Annotated in this window: 16 protein-coding genes and 2 pseudogenes; 2 read left to right on the plus strand and 16 right to left on the minus strand. The window is 42.5% G+C overall.

The genetic code is table 11. The features are described from left to right. Positions 1 to 347 precede the first annotated feature (347 nt). The 13 genes and pseudogenes from CDC33_RS28870 to rpaA form a co-directional block, all read right to left on the minus strand. Entirely contained in the window at positions 348 to 1,010 is a 663-nt protein-coding gene (locus tag CDC33_RS28870; protein WP_109011841.1) for a Na(+)/H(+) antiporter subunit B, read from the minus strand. Beyond that, positions 1,007 to 1,585 (minus strand): DUF4040 domain-containing protein, encoded by a 579-nt coding sequence (locus tag CDC33_RS28875; RefSeq protein WP_109011842.1) that lies wholly within the window; start codon positions 1,583 to 1,585, stop codon positions 1,007 to 1,009. The genes CDC33_RS28870 and CDC33_RS28875 overlap by 4 nt, the downstream gene beginning before the upstream one ends. Then, positions 1,578 to 1,856 carry a monovalent cation/H(+) antiporter subunit G gene (locus CDC33_RS28880; RefSeq protein WP_109011843.1) on the minus strand — a complete coding sequence of 93 codons (279 nt, stop codon included), beginning with the start codon at positions 1,854 to 1,856 and terminating at the stop codon, positions 1,578 to 1,580. Before CDC33_RS28880 ends, CDC33_RS28875 begins: the two co-directional genes overlap by 8 nt. Further along, positions 1,853 to 2,110 carry a hypothetical protein gene (locus tag CDC33_RS28885; protein WP_109011844.1) on the minus strand — a complete coding sequence of 86 codons (258 nt, stop codon included), beginning with the start codon at positions 2,108 to 2,110 and terminating at the stop codon, positions 1,853 to 1,855. Before CDC33_RS28885 ends, CDC33_RS28880 begins: the two co-directional genes overlap by 4 nt. Beyond that, the gene (locus CDC33_RS28890) at positions 2,107 to 2,496 is read right to left on the minus strand and encodes a Na+/H+ antiporter subunit E (protein WP_109011845.1); all 390 of its coding nucleotides are present in this window, start codon (positions 2,494 to 2,496) and stop codon (positions 2,107 to 2,109) included. Before CDC33_RS28890 ends, CDC33_RS28885 begins: the two co-directional genes overlap by 4 nt. Further along, the gene (locus tag CDC33_RS28895; protein WP_109011846.1) at positions 2,481 to 3,920 is read right to left on the minus strand and encodes a cation:proton antiporter; all 1,440 of its coding nucleotides are present in this window, start codon (positions 3,918 to 3,920) and stop codon (positions 2,481 to 2,483) included. The genes CDC33_RS28890 and CDC33_RS28895 overlap by 16 nt, the downstream gene beginning before the upstream one ends. Further along, positions 3,917 to 4,252: a cation:proton antiporter subunit C gene (locus tag CDC33_RS28900; RefSeq protein WP_109011847.1), complete on the minus strand. Its 336-nt coding sequence runs from the start codon at positions 4,250 to 4,252 to the stop codon at positions 3,917 to 3,919. Before CDC33_RS28900 ends, CDC33_RS28895 begins: the two co-directional genes overlap by 4 nt. Positions 4,253 to 4,450: 198 nt before the next feature. Beyond that, positions 4,451 to 5,866 carry a cation:proton antiporter gene (locus CDC33_RS28905; protein ID WP_109011848.1) on the minus strand — a complete coding sequence of 472 codons (1,416 nt, stop codon included), beginning with the start codon at positions 5,864 to 5,866 and terminating at the stop codon, positions 4,451 to 4,453. Between the two features lie 120 nt (positions 5,867 to 5,986). Beyond that, positions 5,987 to 6,067, minus strand: a pseudogene (locus CDC33_RS42010) (SulP family inorganic anion transporter); the annotation flags it as partial. A gap of 37 nt (positions 6,068 to 6,104) precedes the next feature. After that, positions 6,105 to 6,437 (minus strand): P-II family nitrogen regulator, encoded by a 333-nt coding sequence (locus CDC33_RS28915; RefSeq protein WP_109011849.1) that lies wholly within the window; start codon positions 6,435 to 6,437, stop codon positions 6,105 to 6,107. A gap of 85 nt (positions 6,438 to 6,522) precedes the next feature. Then, positions 6,523 to 7,650: a sodium-dependent bicarbonate transport family permease gene (locus CDC33_RS28920; protein WP_109011850.1), complete on the minus strand. Its 1,128-nt coding sequence runs from the start codon at positions 7,648 to 7,650 to the stop codon at positions 6,523 to 6,525. A 125-nt stretch (positions 7,651 to 7,775) separates the two neighbouring features. Further along, a pseudogene (locus CDC33_RS40700) lies at positions 7,776 to 7,995 on the minus strand (sodium-independent anion transporter); the annotation flags it as partial. Positions 7,996 to 9,174: 1,179 nt separating this feature from the next. Then, on the minus strand, positions 9,175 to 9,918 hold the full coding sequence (rpaA, locus tag CDC33_RS28930; RefSeq protein WP_109011851.1) for a two component system response regulator RpaA: 744 nt from the start codon (positions 9,916 to 9,918) through the stop codon (positions 9,175 to 9,177). Positions 9,919 to 10,074: 156 nt separating this feature from the next. On the opposite strand from rpaA, the gene CDC33_RS28935 reads away from it, so the two are divergent. Next, positions 10,075 to 11,139, plus strand: coding sequence for a YheT family hydrolase (locus tag CDC33_RS28935; protein WP_109011852.1), 1,065 nt, complete (start codon positions 10,075 to 10,077; stop codon positions 11,137 to 11,139). 755 nt (positions 11,140 to 11,894) lie between these two features. Next, entirely contained in the window at positions 11,895 to 12,614 is a 720-nt protein-coding gene (gene hetI, locus CDC33_RS28940) for a 4'-phosphopantetheinyl transferase HetI (protein WP_109011853.1), read from the plus strand. 46 nt (positions 12,615 to 12,660) lie between these two features. Here the strand turns inward: hetI and CDC33_RS28945 are convergent, their stop codons facing one another. The 3 genes from CDC33_RS28945 to CDC33_RS28955 all read right to left on the minus strand — a co-directional run bounded on the left by CDC33_RS28945 (position 12,661) and on the right by CDC33_RS28955 (position 17,177). Further along, positions 12,661 to 13,464: an SDR family NAD(P)-dependent oxidoreductase gene (locus CDC33_RS28945; RefSeq protein ID WP_109011854.1), complete on the minus strand. Its 804-nt coding sequence runs from the start codon at positions 13,462 to 13,464 to the stop codon at positions 12,661 to 12,663. A gap of 519 nt (positions 13,465 to 13,983) precedes the next feature. After that, positions 13,984 to 15,498, minus strand: coding sequence for a thioester reductase domain-containing protein (locus CDC33_RS28950; RefSeq protein WP_109011855.1), 1,515 nt, complete (start codon positions 15,496 to 15,498; stop codon positions 13,984 to 13,986). A gap of 2 nt (positions 15,499 to 15,500) precedes the next feature. Next, positions 15,501 to 17,177 (minus strand): PfaD family polyunsaturated fatty acid/polyketide biosynthesis protein, encoded by a 1,677-nt coding sequence (locus tag CDC33_RS28955; protein ID WP_109011856.1) that lies wholly within the window; start codon positions 17,175 to 17,177, stop codon positions 15,501 to 15,503. Positions 17,178 to 17,234 lie beyond the last annotated feature (57 nt).

Below are 17,234 nucleotides of genomic sequence, written 5' to 3' on the forward strand. Positions count from 1 at the left end.
TAACTAGCGAATACGGGAGTGTGTCGTCAGATAAGGCAATACGGTTCAGTTAAGGCTTAACTTTTATGTTAATGTTAATTCTTTTAACGAACCGCCAAGGAAGAGAGAGAAAAATAAATTATCCAAAATTATTTGTACATTTGTAGGGGCACAAGGCCTTACACCCTTACGTACCCTGCGGGACGCTTACGCAAACGCGCAGCGTCCCGCAGGGAGGGATATTTTTTTAACTTGAAGTTCCTTATCTGACAACACAGTTTATTTAAGCATTTTTTTCTTCTCTTCCTTCGCGTACTTTGCGTCCTTAGCGGTTCGTTAAAAAATTTAGGTTAGGTATTGAGTAACTCTCACAACAATCCCCGATAACGAATAAAAACCAAAATCACCGCCCACGACCCCAACGCCACTTTGACTGCAACCAGAATATTCAGCAAGGGGACAATTCCCCCACTCAAAAGTGCGCCCATTTCTCCGTGCGGTAACTCCACTCCAGCCAGAGTTATAGCCGCCAGTACAATGAAAACAAGAACCGAAACTTTCTCCCATGTAGCGGCGTGGTAGCGCTGGTAAATCTCTTGCATCCACTCTGGTGAAGAGGTAATGGCAATCAACCCGATCGCAGTTCCACCTGCTACCCCTGCGGCAAAACCACCGCCAGGGCTGAGATGTCCCCGAATAGCTAGTTCAATACTTACCAACGCAGCAATAGTCGCCCCCAGACGCGCCAGCACAATGGATGGTTGATCTGTGAAACGATAGATCGCGCAGGACGGCTGTTCATTCGCCAGCAGAAAGTATGCACCCATAATGGCGATCGTAAATACCACCACCTCGAAGATAGTGTCATACAAACGATTCCTGAGAATGATCACTGTTACCGCATTGGGTATGCCACCATCTTTAACAATCGATTCAACGATCGAGAAATCCGGTACGATTGGCGCTGAATTCGGCAAGACGAGCATTTTTACAAACAGCGCTATCCCTGCTGCAATGTAGATCCATTTCATTTATGCTTCTCTCCTTCAGCTGGTGTACTTACATAACTCAGGATTGTCGCTGGTGATGTAAGTTCAGTTTGCATAATCTCATAGATGCGTTTCACCCTAATGGCGGTGTGATAAAACTGTTTTTCGTCCTCACCTGTTACCTGGTCTGGATCAGCGTGTTCTCGTCTGACACAGGTCGCATGGACTTCTCTATCCATCAGCGCCCGTTCCAAAGCCTGGGTATTTGGGTAGGGAACCAGTTCTAGACGCATCTGGCGTTTGCGAAAAATTTTGCGTAAGTCATCCATCAGTTGCCCAAAATGCTGTTCGTCCTCTGCCTCGTCTTTGACCAAGCCAAGACGCATCACCAGGGATGAACGCACTGCCACCGCGTAAAGGGTAATTGCTAGCATAGTACCCACTAATGCTTCGGTTAAAGCAACATCTGGCGCTCCCAAAACCGCATATACCATTGCCGACACCGCTCCTAATATGCCGCGAATTACCAGCGCATGGTATGGATTGACCTGAAATACCACCATACACGCAGCCAACGGCAACAGGGCGATGATGATATAGAGATAGCTATCATTCATAGTTACCCTCGCTACTAGAACAGTAAGCCAATACATACCCCAGCACTGTATTCCAGATGGCCAAGGAGATGAGAGCGAGGATGAGTAGGGGCCATTCGCTAGGTATCTTTAAGAGTAGCCCGATGATGATACTCATTGAGCCAAGGGTGTCTGCAACCGAAAGACTATGGAGTTTGAATAATAGCGATCGCTTGCCCAGCAGAGGAAAGGTTCCCCAAAACCAGAAGAAAAGTCCTAAGCTAATGCATATATAACCGAAAAAGTCAATCATACTTCATTCATTCGTTTGATAACATGAGCCAGCAACATTAAGCCAGCATTTCCCACACTTAGGATGATGACCCCGACAACACCAATCATCCAATCATCACGGAAGACGGATACGACCAGGATCATGATTGAAGTTTTGGTAGCAACACTGGCAAATGCGAGCATTTTTTGCCAAATATCATCATCTTGCCATGCCTCATACATGGGGATGAGCATTGCCAGAATCATTGCAATCAATACTAGATTCAGGATCATACTTTTCTCCTCCGTCGCACCCAATGTACTTCGTACCAGCCTGCTTCGTGGTATTTCAAGACAATGGTCTTTGGGGTAAAGGTAATTAGGAAGATATCTAGGAATACAAGCCCTGGTGTGCGTCCTGGTTTAACTTGTTCCATCGTTATCTCTTCGTATTTATGGGGGCGGAGGATGATTTGAAATGCCTCCATATACGCCTGTGGAATCGCTACTATAATTTCACCCAGCACACGCAGCCAATCTTTTAATGATTGTTTAGCTGTTTTACCACCCGGCAATAGAAGTGCGATGCTGATGCCAATGATGATATTCGCCACACTGAAATCGGCAGTTAGCAAAAACCAAATAGTCAGTCGCAATATTAGATTTAAATACCCAACCATGCAAATCCCTTCCAGAACAATAGGATTAAAATCAGACTCATGACACCGATCAAATGGTCAAATTGTTCAAGGACACGCGGCAGCTTGAGTACTGAATGTTTAAAAATTAGTAAATACGCCAACCATCCAATGCCGATGGTTGCGAGGGGTTTAATGATATTCGCAACGGTGTACGCCTCGTAATACGCAATATTAGCTAGAAACAGCCCACCGATTAACAGAATTACGGCTGCCCAGAAACTAGGCTTTACCTCCGCTTTTCCCCCACGCGGCAGAAATATGAATTTGGCAAAGGATATTGCTGTTCCAAGGGCGGCAATATTCATAGCGATCGCTTGCCAAGGCAGTAAATTCTTCGTTGTCAACACCTTTGCCCCAAAGCCGGACAACAAGGGAAAGCCCGATATTGAGAAGCTGGCTATAACTAAGGCAATCCAGATTGGGGTAGCGATCGCTTGATGTTGCAGTTCCTTGAAATTTCGACTCGGTAAAGCCCCAGCAATTAGAAAAAGCGCCGATTTAACCAGTCCGTGCGTCAGCGCATAAAAGCCACCCACGGACGGCGCAGCAAGGATAAAGCCTAACTGCGAAACCGTGTGAAACGCCAGCATCCGCTTGGTATCTTTTTCAAAGACTGCATAGAACACTCCCAGAAGCGCCGTCCCAACTCCGAAGATTCTCACTATTGGGTCAACCTCTTCCACCATCAGCGCACACCGCACTAATGGATAGACACCAGCTTTTACCACAACTCCCGACAGCATCGCCGACACTGGCGTTTCCGATTCTGAGTGAGTCAACGGCAACCATAATCCTGATACAAAAATTCCTCCTTTTGTCAAGAGTCCCAAAAAAATTAGGGCAAGGGCTTCTGGAGGTGCTACGCGCAAACCTTCAAAACTAAAGGAATGATGCGCCTGATAGACCAGCACCGCGCCAACCAGATAAAAAAGCATTGCCACGTTGCTAATAAACAGATAGCGTAAGCCAACCCAAATTGATCGGTCAGTCCGGGGATAGGCAATCAATAGAAACGCAGCAATACCACTCACCTCTAACGCCACGTATAAACTGATCAAGTCTGAACAGGCAAACGCGGCATTGATACTGCCGTGCAAAATGATCAGTTGTGCATAAAAAAAAGGTGTCTTATTGCTGTGCCAACAGTAGAGGATGACTGCTGCCGTCACCAGTGCATTAGTTAATATAAAATAGCCGCTTAATTGATCGACTGTTAAAATAACCCCAAAATTATCTATTAACTGTAATGTCAGTGGCGACTGAGTGACAAATAGCTGCAATGCATATCCGGCTGATGCGAAAGCCACGCACAGAGCGAGATATTTGTCAATTTTCGGAAGCAAATAAATGACAAAGCCCAAAAAAAACGGTAGTGCAATCCATGCGATGGTAATGCTATTCATGGCGTGTTATTCTTCTCGATTTCGTTGCTTTCCAAAGTCGGATTATCTCGTGCCAACTTCATAACGCCGACCAGCATTAACGCCTGAATCGAAAATCCGATTACAATCGCCGTCAATATGACCGCCTGGGGAACCGGATCGGCGTATCTGACATTTTTGGCGTTGGAAACAATTGGTGTGAATAAGCCATTTCGTGATGCAATCAGCACATAATAGGCGATAACCCCGGTACTCATGACATCCATAGAGATGATCTTCATAACGAGGTTCTTTTTAAGGATGATGCCGAAAAATCCGCAAAATATTGTTGCGAAGATATACGCTTCTAACACGGAAATTGCCTGTTGGATAAGGATTGAAAAACAGGAAAAGGGGCAGGGAGGATAGAACAGAATTAGGATTCGACATTTCGGCTACGCTCAATAACCACTTCATCTGTAGCTTGCTTCGCCGCAGGGGTACGAGAACCACTAGTAGAGAAAGGCGGGTTTTCTCCCTGCTCCCTTCCTCGTGCCTCTTCGTTTGCGGCACTAGCCGATTAAATTGGCTTCCTTTAAAGCTTCTTTTTCTTCTGGCGATTGTTTGAATGCAAAGCGCAATAAAGGCGGTGCTAAGAAGGTTGTCAAAATCACCATAATAACGATGGCAGCTTGCAATGGTTTATCTAGAGTACCACTAGCTGCACCAATGGCGGCAAACACTAACCCAACTTCGCCACGGGGAATCATCCCCACACCAACTGCTAACCGATTAATTCCAGGTTGACCAAAAACCGCCCAACCTGTGACAACTTTACCGATAATTGCGATCGCAATTAAGAAGGTAGCAATAATTAATCCTTCTCTATTTCCCGGAACTAAAGGATTAAGAACGCCTAAATCAACTTTCGCGCCAACTGTCACAAAGAAAACTGGCACTAGCATATCAGCAACAGGTTTAACCTGCTCATCTAACTCTTTGCGTTTATCCGTTTCATCCAAAACTAAGCCAGCCGCAAATGCGCCTAAGATAGCTTCTAAATGAATGGCACTACCCAAAAAAGCCATAAAAAAGGCAAAAATAAATGCTGGGATAATTAAGTTGCCTCGCGTTTGCAATTTCTCAGCAATGGCAACAAAACTCTGATTGAAATATTTCCCTAATAAAATGGAGCCAATTAGAAAGACTGTAGCGCTGACAATTAGATAAATGACGTTGAAAATATCAACCTCACCAGTTTTAGCAAGACTCGCAACCACTGCCAATACAATGATGCCTAAAATGTCATCAATTACAGCAGCACCGACAATAATCTGACCTTCACGAGATTTTAACTGCCCAATTTCTGACAAAACTTTAGAGGTAATGCCAATACTAGTAGCTGTGAGCGCTGCACCTGCAAAAATCGCTGGAATTACTGGCGCATGAAACAATAAAATCAACCCCGCCGTGCCAGCCGTAAAAGGAACAGCTACCCCAACACAAGCAACAATTGTTGCTTGATAACCAACTTTTTGTAATTCTTTTAAGTCTGATTCTAGACCAATTTCAAATAACAGAATGATCACACCTAGTTCAGCAAGCACAGAAACAACTTCGCTCTGGCTTTTAAAAATTGATGTGACTGCATCAGGACTGAGGTTATTAATGAATTGCAAGATAGTCATGATAATGGAGTCGCTACCAGCCGCTCCACTGTCAGGAAACACTACCAAATGGAGAGCAGAAGCACCTACAAGCACCCCACCAACTAATTCTCCTAATACAGGGGGCAAGTCCATCATTCTAAATAATTCGCCACCAATTTTACTAGCCAGATAAATGACTACTAAACTTAGCAATACTCCAGTTAGCACAATAGGAGCGTATTCCGCCTCGTTAGTTGTTGCTAGTAAAGGAGGCTGTAAACCTCCGTTGAGAAAATTTAACCAGGTAAACGAATTAAGTATTGGTTCTGAAAAAATCATGTTTTTGCTTGTGTTTCTGATTCATTCCAAAATAATTCGTAATTTAATTATTAATTACGAATTACGAATTACGAATTACGAATAGGTGTCAGTGTAAGTACCAACGTCAGGATTATTAGCAAGAATCACGCCCATCCCAGACATAAAGCCAGAAATCACGCTGTCAGGCATGAGGGTAATGTATTTACCCAACTTAAATATCCATCCCAAAAAAGATTTGGTGGCGCGTCGTCTCGATTCAACAGCCCTCTGGCCCACAGAAAGTTCTCCCGTACAGTACCTCTGCTTCACAGATATAGATAATGCCCGCATAATCGGTAAAAAACTTGATTGCGACCTGATCCGCAATCTTCTCTGCCATCTCCCGATTTTCGGTGAGTACCTCGAACTTTACATTTGAATCGGTGTCGGCAGTGTTGGGTTTACCCGTAGAGCGCACGTTGCGACTGCCTTTACCGCCAGTATCCACGACCGTATAACCAGTCGCCCCGGCTTCATCAATGATCTTGGCGACCTTTTTTAGCAGAATCTTTTCCGTGACAATGACGAGCTTGTTGGCACGCTTGGACATGTTGGTTACTTCCTTAAATTATGTACATTGATCTACTTGGTCTGCCCGTTCAAGGGATATCTGACAGACCTCGACCCGTCTGGGATTAGCCGCCGATCGCCTGGGCGAGACCGATGAAGAACGGTATACACAAGCCGATCGCAACTGGCGTACCGACGGCTGTGGACGCGCCTATATAGGCGGAGGGATTAGCTGAAGGGATACCGGCTCGCAACGTAGGCGGCCCTGAGATGTCTGAACTAGAGGAAGCGATGATAGCCAGGATCACAACGCCGCCCATGCTGAATCCCGTGGCGTAGTGGGCAATCATGCCGAGACCGAAGGCGATTAGCCCATGCAAAAACGGTGCCACCACACTATACACAACGTACCATTGGGCTACCTTACGCAGTTCGCCAATTCTCGACCAAGCCTCCATCCCCATGACCAGCATCAAGATCGAAAGCAAGCCGCGAAAGGCGGGATCGTAGAAGCTTTTATAGACACTTTCCGGCTGGGTGAACAGTCCAAGAGCGAGACCTAACAACATTGCCGATAAGGCAGGGCCTCGGAGGCTTTCCTCGATAATTGGCCATATCTTGACCCGATTATCCGCAGCACCCTTCTGCTGACTGAGATACTCCTGCCGGCTGCTAGGATAATCTTTTTGATCGGGATAATTGCCAGCCGCAACGCGCTGCTCGCTGAAAGACTGCTTCTCAATAGAGTAGGCTGCTTCTTTATACTTCTTCTTGTTGATGTAAATGTTGGCTATAACAATCGCAGTTACGAGCGCTGGGATATCCATGAATGGATAGAGTGCGCCAGACCATGCCTCGTATGAAATTTTTTGTTCTTCCAGTAGCGTCAAGGCGGCTGCCATTGTAGAGCCACTCACGGCACCAAACAAACCTCCGGTCGCAATCGCATCCACGGTTTTGACCTTCGGCAGCTTGGCCAATGTATAGCGGGCGATGAAGACAACAAGAATACCTGTGACTATAGCAAACGCCGCAGGTAAAATCATCTCAGTCAGATTGGAATTGCGGATCGCAATACCACCGTTCAGACCAATTTTGGTGAGCAGCATGAAGACAATGATCGTACAAATCGCCTCTGGAATTACCAATTCACTACCAAGGGCAGCAATGACCATCCCACCAATCAAAAAGCCTAGTGTTGGGGACTGCAATTGCTTAATGAAGTCCATTAGAAAAAGGGACAAAAAATCCACGAATACCTCCTTGCGCTTCCTCTGATGAGGAGTATTACAATAAATGAACTAAATGAACTTTAAAAAAGACTGATGTGCTTGACTCCTATAGCACAGGTGCTGCACAAGAACCTGTAGAGAGGGCTTACGGTCATTGGCCCGGTCAGTTCAGAGATCAACGTTGGCGTAACGCTAAACAGGGCGGCAAAAAAGCCAACACAAACTGCCCCATAGAGTCAGTCCACCCAGAGAACCCACCCCAGAGGCAACGCCGAAGGCCAGGGGTAACGAGACAATGGCAGCCATGACACCGCCGAGGATATCGCCTCGGAGGTTATTAAACCGGATGAGATTGGTGATTGCCATACTTGTGGTGAATGAACGGTAGATGAAACTAACTGGAAACGACCCCTCTCATAGAAAAGATCGGCTATACAATAAGGATTCAGTTGGAGAATGAAATCTGGCATCGGCGATCGCGCACTCAAAAAAGTCTCAACAACAGACTGCCGAGAATGATTGCCTAGCGACTTCATCCTCTGAAAAACTAAGTCGTAATAGTTAAATCATTTGGATATTCTTAACTGTACGCCACTCTGAGTAGTAATACCTACTGAGTGATTAAGAAAAAAGTTTTTGTCTACATAGAGATTATTCTATGGTTTTTAGATCACTGACACCGCGAAGCCAGGGTTGGGGGCAGCAGCCCAATGTGCTTTGAACGATAAATTGGCAGCGCAGAGGAATCTGGGAAGAATAAAAAAAATGCAAAAATTGGGTTTGTCAAAATTGCCAGCTACCTTGAGTAAGTTTCATGTTTTATTGGTATTAAAAACTAGGCAAAGAAAACTTTAATTCTTTGCAAAACAGCAGACTATAATGCCTTTTTAAATGGTCAGTCGCTAAATACGAATCTCCAATACGGAAGGCTTAGGCTAAAACAATTCAAAAATTTGACTAGAAAAACTTACAAAAATTGAAAGTCTTAGTTATCGTCAACTTTATTGCGATCAATAATAGTTTACAGCCTTAGATGTCAATCTTGCTTATTCGCAAGCCTCAATATTAAATAAATATTAAATTGCTTTCATAGATAAAAGGCTATGCTTGTTGACTAATCTTTGATTGCATTAAACAATACAATATGTAAAGTTTATGTTAACTATTATTTCAAAGGTTTTTTGACTAAAAAATCAAACGCAGAGCAAATGACTTTAGGCATGGGGATACGTTGATTTGCACTTTTAATGTGTAGAGTGTTATTGCCAGAACCGTTTATTGAAAGTTCATTCGTGGACTTCTTGAAAATCATTAGCATAACGGTATGAGGAATATTAAAACTGGTGCAAATATCGCAGTTTTGATAAACCCTATTAAAACCATTAAAATAATTTACCTGTCAATTACATTTGTAGAGACGTTGTATTACAACGTCTCTACCTACAGGAAAATCTCACCAATAACCTTAACTAAACGGTAAGGAATAAGAGTTACAGAGAGTTCTTGTCTAAGTGATAGCAAAGTTTAAGGGAATTTAGCGTGATTTCATTCAACGACTGTTACTGAAGCCCCTTCACTTGCTGGAGGTACACCAGGTAACTCAAGACAATATCCAGCACCATACACTGTCTTGATATAGCGGGGGTGGCGGGGATCTGGTTCTAGCTTGGTTCTCAAGTGGCGAATATGCACTCGAATCGTTTCTATGTCATCATCAGGATCGTAGCCCCAAACTTCTCTGAGGATTTCGCTGGGAGAAACCGTTTGACCGTGGCGTTGCAATAAACAGTGAAGTAGCTCAAATTCCAAGTGAGTCAATTTCACCGTCTCATTGAACCATATTGCCTCAAATCTTTCGGGAACGAGGGTGAGTGAGCCATAGTTGAGAATTTCACTATGTTTTGCTGCTTGGGGAATGCGGTCAGTCCGCCGCAAAAGGGCCCGTACCCGCGCTAGCAGTTCTTCAACTTCAAAAGGCTTGGTAAGGTAATCATCTGCGCCAGCATTAAAGCCTTCCACCTTGTCCTGAGTTTGGCTCAAAGCCGTCAACATTAACACGGGAATCTCAGAGGTGCGATCGTCTCGGCGCAGGCGTTGGCAAACGGTAAACCCATCTACTCTGGGCAACATTAAATCGAGCATGATCAAGTCTGGTTGCAGCTGGAGAGCCAGCGCTTGACCTTTGATGCCGTCTTCAGCTTGACTAACATCGTAGCCAGCCATTTCCAAGTTGACGGCAACTAGTTCTGAAATCGCTGGGTCATCGTCTATGACAAGAATCCTCGGCATTCTTAAAAATTATTACTACTTATTAAGGATAATTAACAACCTTTGATAGATACAAAGATTTTTGAATCGATTCTAAAAAAGTTTTTAAATCTTACATAAATATTAAGATTAAATGACTGTGAAATCAAGACTCAACTACATGAAATCTTATAGTCTATGATGTGTTATACTCCGCCCTACAATCCGTCTTGGTTTTTACAAAACGGTCTGATCATGACTGTATACACTGCTTTGTGGGGGAAACGTCACTGGCAAAATACTACCTTATTACCAGAACCGTCTTATCACGAAAAAATCTTTGTTGGTGGCCAAGGTGTGCCAATTTTTGGCTTGGTTGCCATCCCTGAAAATGCTCATAGCACGATTATCGGGACTTATGGCATTACTGGAGAGTTAGAGACGGAATGGTATTTGAGAGTGCTAGGACGTAAGGCTTATGCCCAAGGATACGCTGTGGTGTTATTTGATTGGCGGGCCCACGGCAAAACGGCCGTTTTGTCCCCGACTCTAACTTCTGATGGATTGTACGAGGGAGAAGATTTTGTTCGCATCGCTGCTGGTGCTAAGGCAATGGGATGTCCGGGGAAATTTTGGTTTACAGGGTATTCTTTAGGAGGGCAATTGGCGTTATGGGCGGTGAAGGTTGCCGGTGAGGTGATTAGGGAGAATGAAGATTTAGGATTAGAAGATAGCGATATTGGCGGTGGTATGGTGATTTGTCCGAGTTTAGATTCGGAGCGATCGCTATCTTATCTAGTTACAAAGCCCTTCGGCAGATATTTGGAAGCGGGAATTGCCCAAAATTTAAAAAAACTAGCATGGCGAATACATGATGCCCATCCTGGAAGTATTGACCCAGAAGCGATTGAACGGGCCAACAGTATTTGGGGTTTTGATAATGAATTGGTAATTAATCGGCTAGGTTTTTCTTCTGTGGAAGCATATTACCAAGCTAGTAGTGCTTTACAAATATTGCCGCAAATATCGAAACCGACTTTGATTTTATATGCTGCTGACGACCCACTTTTTGACCCAGCTATCATACCAGAATTAGAAGATGCGTGCGATCGCAATCCCGCAATAGATTTGTTACTCACTCAGTACGGTGGTCATGTTGGCTATTTGAGCAGCAAAGAGTGTCAGCGTCAAGTAAACGATTCTGATCCTTGGTGGGCATGGAATCGGGTTTTACAATGGTTGGAGGAAAAGCGAATAAAGTAGTAGGCGAGAAAATATTCTAGTTGCTAGGATACTCAACGGATGGAATCGTATTATTTGGAAGTCCAAAATAGAGAGGATGGCATTGACTGAGAAATTACCACAATATTATGGGTAAACCAGCAATGACAGAAGCAATACCTGTCCAGAGAGTAAAGCGCTCAATATCTACTTCATCCAAAGCAATGCTCATTTGCCTAATTGCTAATAGCAGCGCTGCCAATAGTAGTATAAAAAAGGCAAAGTACTGCAAAGTAATAATCATTCATCCTCACTATGTTTTACAAAAAAGTAGTTCTTATAGGTTTTTAACAAGCTTTGGCAAGGTTTTTTTGTTCCAGATTTAACACTTTTGGAGAAAAACTATTTACCAGTGAAGAGATGTCTACTCCAGAACAGTTGCAGACATTCCTTTTAATTGTTTTAATACAAACTGTAATAGCTAATGTTGTAACCAAAATAAAATTTGTGATTCTCTGTCAAGGGGTTTAAAGTATTCTCTCTCAGGGGATTTAATGTGGAGTTGAGGAGCGTACATCTAGAGTAATAAATCACAATATTAGCTGGTAAAAGCGATCGCGGCTACCTGTAATTATGTTTAGAGCTAGACTTAACATCTAACAATACTTCTGGCAGATTCTAGGAAAAATACGCGCAGTTGTATATAGTAGTGCTAAAACGTCAAACCAGATCCACCCATAATCATCGTCGTAATTAAACAAACTATTAAAGTACAACTCTCTCGACATTTTGACTCAATGACCGCTTCTAATGATATTTGGCAACCTGCACCGACAGATTTAACTCTATTACAGGATGAGATTCATGTCTGGCGTATAAACCTTGACCAACCAGAAGTACAGCTGCAAAATTTAGCAGCGACTCTTTCCAGTGACGAAATGGCTCGTGCTGAACGGTTCTATTTTCAAGAACATCGGCAGCGTTTTATCGCTGGTCGTGGTATTCTCCGAAGTATATTAGGTCGCTATTTGGATGTCCAACCCCGACAAGTGCAGTTTAATTATCAACAGCGTGGCAAACCAGTATTAGCAGATACATTTGCCGATAGTGGATTAGCATTTAACTTGTCTCATTCCCAAGGATTGGGTTTGTGTGCGGTGAATTGTACTCGCCCAATTGGTGTAGACCTAGAATATATTCGCCCGATGTCTGATCTGGAAGCTCTTGCCAAACGGTTCTTTTTACCGAGAGAATATGAAATGTTGCGATCGCTATCTCCCAACCAACAGCAAGAGATATTTTTCCGTTACTGGACTTGTAAGGAAGCTTATTTAAAAGCAACTGGAGATGGACTATCCCAGTTAGAGCAAATTGAAGTATCGTTGACTCCCACAGAACCAGCCAAGTTACAGATAACTGAAGACTGGAGTCTTTTTGAACTAGTACCTGATAACAATTATGTTGCTGCTGTTGCTGTAGCAAATTGTGGCTGGAATTTGAAGTGTTGGCAGTATTAATACTAGTCATTAGTCATTTGTTATTCTTCCCCAATGCCCCATGCCCCTACTTATCTTCCTGCATATTTCGCACAATTTTTGTTACCAGGTTTCTGGGTACAAATCTGACGCTTTTTGCAAGTAGTTTATTCATAAACCCAGGAATCGCAATAGTTTTGCCCTTCATTAAGGAGCGAAAACCAATTTCGGCTACTGTTTGTGCATCCATCATCCTCTTACCCTTGAGTAGCTTAGAGTCAGCCATTCCGGTTCTTTCATGAAAAGCAGATGCGGTTGAGCCTGGACAAAGAACTGTCACAGTGACACCTGTACCTTCTAATTCATTAGCGATCGCTTCAGAAAAAGATAAGATATAAGCTTTAGTAGCAAAATAAACTGCCATCAAAGGCCCTGGTTGAAAAGCAGCAGCCGAGGCGACGTTTAATATTTTACCTTCACCTTGCTTTACCATGTGCTTCACAAATAGCTTAGTTAAATGAGTGAGACACACCAAATTTACCTGTAGCATTTCCAGTTCAGCAGCTAGGTCTGTTTGGTGAAATAATCCATAGATACCAAATCCAGCATTATTCACCAGCACATCAACATTAATATCGGCGAGTTGCAACTCCGTGAAAATTTCTTCAGGAGCTGTTGATATAGATAAATCCTTAACAATAGTTTTGGCAAAATTTCCGAATTCTTCTTGAAATTTAGCTGCAATTTCTACAAGCTTTAACCCGTTTCTGTCTACTAAGACCAGATTGTAATCATGAGCAGCAAAAATACATGCTAATTCATAGCCAATACCACCGGCTGCTCCAGTAATAAGAGCAGTTTTTTTGCTCTGAGTTTGATGTGTTGTGTTCATGTAAGAATATTGGTGAATTCAATTTGATGAAGCTGCGTTGCATTTACAGTGATTCTTGTTCTACAATTAAGTACGCGTAATATCTCAACCGACAAGAAATGTCTTGAGTTATTACCCTTTTAAATGCTTGTGTGATGCATTGGATAGATGTAGCAGTCCAAACGTAAATTTAGGATTTATGCATCGTAAAAGTGGGGCATTAAAGAAGTTTGGTTATTTCAAACTAACAGTGCTGGCTTTTGATTACTCACAGCAGTCAGCAGGTAAAATAAAACTTTTATGCCCGACACTAACCATTCTATCCTCAATTTCTTGTGTCAAGGGATGAATCCTAAAAAATTACATGATTGAGCATAAAAAAACAGGGCAATTATATTGCCACTGTTAATGTATGAGTTGTTGCTGGCATCGGAAAGATTGGCTATTCAGTAGTACTGAGTTTTAAAAAACATGGACTAAATCAAATTATTTTGTAGGGTGCGTTACGTTCCCAACGCACCCTATGAAATTTGTAAATTCTTAAGCGATATTTAAAAAACCAGTTTGAATCAAGTAGGCGGTGTAAGTCATAAACAATTGAGAGTCAATTGGAGGACAAACAATAGAACTACCTGCTAGTGCATGGAGAGTATCTTGGCAGCTAATATGAGGTCTTCTTGCTTGCAAGTACAAATCAGGAATAGTTAGTTGTTCATCAGACCAACGTTCCAGTAAAAATGGTCGTAGAGTGTATAAAGGATTGTCAGCAGAAGTCACATTATTGATTAACTCTGATTGCCATTGTTGATATGGAATCATCTCAACTGAATAACCAAATGAGCGTATCCACTCAACTAGCATTTTTAAAGCGGCGGGTTGGGGATGTTGTAAATTGAAAGCCTTACCTATAGATTCTTTTTGCCGTGATAGATAAACAATCGCTTTACTTACATAATCTACAGGTGACATATCCAACATATAATCTACATCAGGGAAATATCCCATTTGTAGACAGCCCTTGGTCATCAAATTGATAAAGTCGTGTGTGTTACAAATACCTGTTTTGCTATCGCCAGAAATCAGTGGTGGTCTGTGGATAGTTACAGGAAGTCCACGGTCACGAGCAATTTTAACTAACTTTTCAGCTACCCATTTAGTTTGAGAGTAACCAAGATAAATACCTTCCCAATGATTGAATTCATCCTGTTCTTTAACAACCTTGCCAGCATAAGCAGTAGATTCAAAAACAGCAACACTAGAAACGTAATGTACAGGCTTGACTTTAACTTGACAAGCTAATCTCAAAACTTCTTGAGTGCCTAAAACATTGGCTGCCTTCAATGCAGAGTAGGGAAAAACATAATTCAACAAAGCACCACTATGATAAATAGTATCAATATTGGTAGCTAAAGTTTGAAACTGTTCCGAACCAACACCTAATAGTGGCAGAGATAAATCGCCGACAATAGGAATAATTCTGGAGTTAAATTCTTCTTGCCAAATTGCATACTGTTGCAGATTCTTTTGGAGTTTGCTTTTGCCTTCTTCAGCATTAGCAGCACGCACTAAGCAATAAATATCCGCCTTGGTTTCCTGTAACAATTCCCGGATGATAAAAGCTCCTAAAAAGCCGGTTCCTCCAGTTAAAAAGATGTTTTTGGGTTCACCCACAAGCACATTAGATGCAGCACCGGGATGGATTGTGGGGTCAAGAACAGCCTCAGCACCTAAATCTAGAACAGAAGGTGCAGTGTTGGCATTAGAGGCTGTCACCTTTGTATCTTGAATCGGTGAACTTTCTTGCACTTCTTCAGCTAAACGCTGTGAAAGAGCTTCAATATTTGGATAATGCCACAACAGCAATGGAGATGGTTGAAATCCGAGCAACTTTTCTAAGTTACTTACTAGAATCATTGCTTGGGCTGAATCCAACCCATAGTTTTCTAAATGTTCTTTGACATCTATTTCATCAGTTGCTACTCCTAGCAACTTAGCTAAGTTAGATACCAAAAATATTTGAATATCGTCTGCTGTGAAAGACTGTTTTATAGTCATTTTTAAATCTCCAACAATGATGTAGAACGAACAGGGTGATACTGACTGTAATAATCGGAAGCTTGTAGTCCTTGAATTTTCAAATTTTGGACACGGTACAAAAAGGCTGCACCAGTCATAATTTGATTAGCAACATCAACTACACCGCGATTATTTGGTTCAGACAGATAAGAACCACGTACCCAGTCATTGAAACCGCCCATTGCCGGGCCACACCAAATTTGATAATCGACTTCTCTACCTTTTTCACCAGAACTAGACCAGCGAGAAGATAATCCTAAATACCAACGGAAAATCAACGCCATTTTCAGTTTAGGATTATTAACTGCTTTCCCAAGTTTCTCAGGATTCTTTTGGGACAAATAAGCCGCAGTTCCTTCCCATACTTCAGCAATAGTTTTGCGGAAAACTTGTTTTTCTAATTTCTGCCTTTCTGCCAAAGGAATCTCTTCAATGGAATCATAAGCGCGATAGAGTTCAAATAATTTCTGCGCTCGCATGGGGAACATCGTACCACGTTTGAGAACTTGCAATTTGACCCCCATTTCAAACATATCTGCTGCTGGGGCCATTATCATATCAGCCATTTCTGCTTGGGCTAATAACTTTTTGGTATGTTCACAAGCCCCAGATTCAACACATGACTGATTAATGGAACCGGTCATTATATAAGCAGCACCCATCATAAAGGCTGCTAATGCTGATTGTGGTGTACCAATTCCTCCGGCAACACCAATTCTAATGGGTGTTTGGTAATGATATTGTGCTTGAATTTCATCCCGCAAGGAAATAATAGAAGGTAACACACAAACTAGGGGACGGTTATCTGTATGGCCCCCAGAATCAGCTTCGACGGTAATATCATCAGCCATTGGAACTTTGGCTGCAAGGGTTGCTTGTAACTCAGTAATTAACCTTTGTTCTAGGAGTTCTTTGATTATTCTGGCTGGTGCTGGTTGCAAAAATTTAGTCGCAACTTCTCGGCGAGAAATTTTGGCAATGATTTTATTTTTGATTTCAATTTGATTGGCGCTATTCAACCCCAATCCAGCAACACGGTAATAAACAATGTTGGGAGTCAAGTCGAGAAATGCAGAGGCTTCTACTGTTCTTACTTGATATTTGAGATATAAATCTACAGCCCGGCGTTCAATCGCAGGTTCATTAGGGCTGTGAATTAAATTAAATGCATAAGGCCCTTGAGGTAAAGCTTCTTGAATGCGATTTATGGCTGCTTCCAAACGTTCTGGAGTTAAACCACCTGCACCAAAGGAACTCAAAATTTGCTCTTTTCCGAGTGCAATGACCATTTCTTCAGAAGCAATTCCGCCAGCCATTGCACCGGTAACGTAGGCATATTTCACTCCATGAGAGGAGAGAAAATTGGGATCTCCAAATTGTTGAATGCGGATTGGTGCTGCAAATGTTAGCAGTTCTACTTGTGCTGTTGTGCCATTATCACCAGGGGATAAATAACCCTCATTAGTGACACCGATTTTTCCGGCGACTTTCACGATGTAGCAGGGTTTATTTAATACCATCAATTTATCTTTGATGGTTTGTTTCTCAAAAGATACAGTTTCTAAAGAACCTTTCCAAACCTGGTTTTTGTTATAAGACCAAGAAGAGAAATTAAGGCCATTATCGTGTTTACTTAGTACCGTATCTACGGTTGTCACGGCAGTTATCCCTCGGATTACAAGCAATGGATGATTAAAGTTGAAGCACGTAGACTC

Origin of the sequence: Nostoc commune NIES-4072 (assembly GCF_003113895.1) — a bacterium.
In the GTDB taxonomy this organism is placed as follows: domain Bacteria; phylum Cyanobacteriota; class Cyanobacteriia; order Cyanobacteriales; family Nostocaceae; genus Nostoc; species Nostoc commune.

Excerpts from the sequence above, each read along its gene's own strand:
- CDC33_RS28870 (WP_109011841.1), bottom strand. The coding sequence starts at position 1,010 with ATGAAATGGATCTACATTGCAGCAGGGATAGCGCTGTTTGTAAAAATG.
- CDC33_RS28875 (WP_109011842.1), bottom strand. The coding sequence starts at position 1,585 with ATGAATGATAGCTATCTCTATATCATCATCGCCCTGTTGCCGTTGGCT.
- CDC33_RS28880 (WP_109011843.1), bottom strand. The coding sequence starts at position 1,856 with ATGATTGACTTTTTCGGTTATATATGCATTAGCTTAGGACTTTTCTTC.
- CDC33_RS28885 (WP_109011844.1), bottom strand. The coding sequence starts at position 2,110 with ATGATCCTGAATCTAGTATTGATTGCAATGATTCTGGCAATGCTCATC.
- CDC33_RS28890 (WP_109011845.1), bottom strand. The coding sequence starts at position 2,496 with ATGGTTGGGTATTTAAATCTAATATTGCGACTGACTATTTGGTTTTTG.
- CDC33_RS28895 (WP_109011846.1), bottom strand. The coding sequence starts at position 3,920 with ATGAATAGCATTACCATCGCATGGATTGCACTACCGTTTTTTTTGGGC.
- CDC33_RS28905 (WP_109011848.1), bottom strand. The coding sequence starts at position 5,866 with ATGATTTTTTCAGAACCAATACTTAATTCGTTTACCTGGTTAAATTTT.
- CDC33_RS28915 (WP_109011849.1), bottom strand. The coding sequence starts at position 6,437 with ATGTCCAAGCGTGCCAACAAGCTCGTCATTGTCACGGAAAAGATTCTG.
- rpaA (WP_109011851.1), bottom strand. The coding sequence starts at position 9,918 with ATGCCGAGGATTCTTGTCATAGACGATGACCCAGCGATTTCAGAACTA.
- CDC33_RS28935 (WP_109011852.1), top strand. The coding sequence starts at position 10,075 with ATGATGTGTTATACTCCGCCCTACAATCCGTCTTGGTTTTTACAAAAC.
- hetI (WP_109011853.1), top strand. The coding sequence starts at position 11,895 with ATGACCGCTTCTAATGATATTTGGCAACCTGCACCGACAGATTTAACT.
- CDC33_RS28945 (WP_109011854.1), bottom strand. The coding sequence starts at position 13,464 with ATGAACACAACACATCAAACTCAGAGCAAAAAAACTGCTCTTATTACT.
- CDC33_RS28950 (WP_109011855.1), bottom strand. The coding sequence starts at position 15,498 with ATGACTATAAAACAGTCTTTCACAGCAGACGATATTCAAATATTTTTG.